Origin of the sequence: Pseudomonas sp. FFUP_PS_473 (assembly GCF_002858665.1) — a bacterium.
Lineage (GTDB): Bacteria > Pseudomonadota > Gammaproteobacteria > Pseudomonadales > Pseudomonadaceae > Aquipseudomonas > Aquipseudomonas defluvii.
Genome location: NZ_PJQQ01000085.1, coordinates 1 through 1,610, shown reverse-complemented (window position 1 = coordinate 1,610; position 1,610 = coordinate 1). Strand labels below are relative to the sequence as shown.

General features: G+C 58.6%; 1 protein-coding gene. It reads left to right on the top strand.

Translation table 11 applies throughout. The features are described from left to right. Positions 1 to 78: 78 nt before the first annotated feature. The gene (locus CYD26_RS24675) at positions 79 to 1,449 is read left to right on the top strand and encodes a transposase (RefSeq protein ID WP_102053908.1); all 1,371 of its coding nucleotides are present in this window, start codon (positions 79 to 81) and stop codon (positions 1,447 to 1,449) included. Positions 1,450 to 1,610 lie beyond the last annotated feature (161 nt).

Below are 1,610 nucleotides of genomic sequence, written 5' to 3'. Positions count from 1 at the left end.
CCGATTCTGTTGAAAAAGTAGCTGCCTCCCAATGCCGTTGGCAAAATTGCTCTTTCAGCGAGCGTGGGGGCAAACAGCATGATGGGACAGTTACCGGGAGGACAGCAGCGCCTGTTCTACTCGTTCAACCTGGAAGATCACGTCCCGGCTCAACACCTCCTGCGCAGCATCGACCAGTGCCTGGATCTCAGTGATCTGCGCGCCTACCTGGCGGACTTCTATAGCCCCATCGGACGCCCCTCGATTGACCCGGAATTGATGGTGCGCATGCTGGTCGTCGGCTACTGCTATGGCATCCGTTCCGAGCGGCGATTGTGCGAAGAGGTGCACCTGAACCTGGCCTATCGCTGGTTCTGCCGGCTGGGTCTGGAGGACGAAGTACCCAATCACTCGACCTTCTCGAAAAATCGCCATGGCCGTTTCCGTGACAGCGATCTGTTCCGCTGGTTGTTCAAGGAGGTGCTTCGGCGCTGCATGGCAGCCGGCCTAGTCAAGGGCGCAGGTTTTGCCGTCGACGCCAGCATCATCAAGGCGGATGCCAGCCGGCAACGTGGGGTAGCGGGAGATGAAGTCGATTGGCGTGATCCAACTCTCAGCAGCCGCGCCGTGCGCGAGTACCTCAAAGCCCTTGATGAAGAGGCGCTGGCTGAAGCTCTTCCCAAGAAAATTTCGCTCACCGATCCTCAGTCCCGTTGGACAGCAGCACCAGGCGGCCCGGCTTTCTTTGCCTACTCAACAAATTACCTGATCGACACTGAGCACGGCGTGATCATGGACGTGGAAGCTACCCCGGCGCACCGTACCGCCGAAGTCGATTCGACCAGGACGATGGTCGAGCGTGTCGAAGCGCAGTTCGACCTAACACCGGAACGCCTCATCGGCGACACCGCCTATGGCACTGCCCCGATGCTGGCCTGGATGGTCGAAGAGAAGGACATCGAGCCGCATGTGCCGGTGTGGGACAAGACTGAGCGCAAGGACGACAGCCTCTCCAGTAACGACTTCCACTGGAATCCGGAAGCCAATGAATATCGCTGCCCAGCCGGCAAACCGCTACGCAGTGAATGGCGCGCCTTCACCCAGAAAAGATCGCGGGTAACCAAGGCCAACACCATCATCTACCGCTCCAGCCAAACCGACTGCGCTACCTGCTCGTTGAAAGCGAAGTGCTGCCCCAACACGCCGAATCGGAAGATCGTTCGTAGTATCCATGAGGCCGCCCGCGATGTGGCCCGGCGCATCGCCAAGACACCGGAATACCTCATCTCTCGCAGCGAACGGAAGAAGGTGGAGATGCTTTTCGCTCACCTCAAACGGATCATGAAACTCGACCGTTTACGACTGCGTGGCCTGACAGGTGCCACTGACGAATTCACTTTGGCGGCGACGGTGCAGAACCTGCGACGCATGGCCAAGCTTTTGCCTCAAGGGCCACCGCTCACGGGATAGGTACGCCTGCTGCAAGCAGAAACCCTCAAATTAACCCTCAAACCTGAGCAAGGACGCTCAGCGAAACGCCGAAAGGCAACCTGAAGTGGCTTGCAGCCACTTCGACAGCAGGCACACCTGATCGGCAGGCTGCCGCTGAAGCTACTTTTTCAACAGAATCG

Excerpts from the sequence above, each read along its gene's own strand:
- CYD26_RS24675 (WP_102053908.1), top strand. The coding sequence starts at position 79 with ATGATGGGACAGTTACCGGGAGGACAGCAGCGCCTGTTCTACTCGTTC.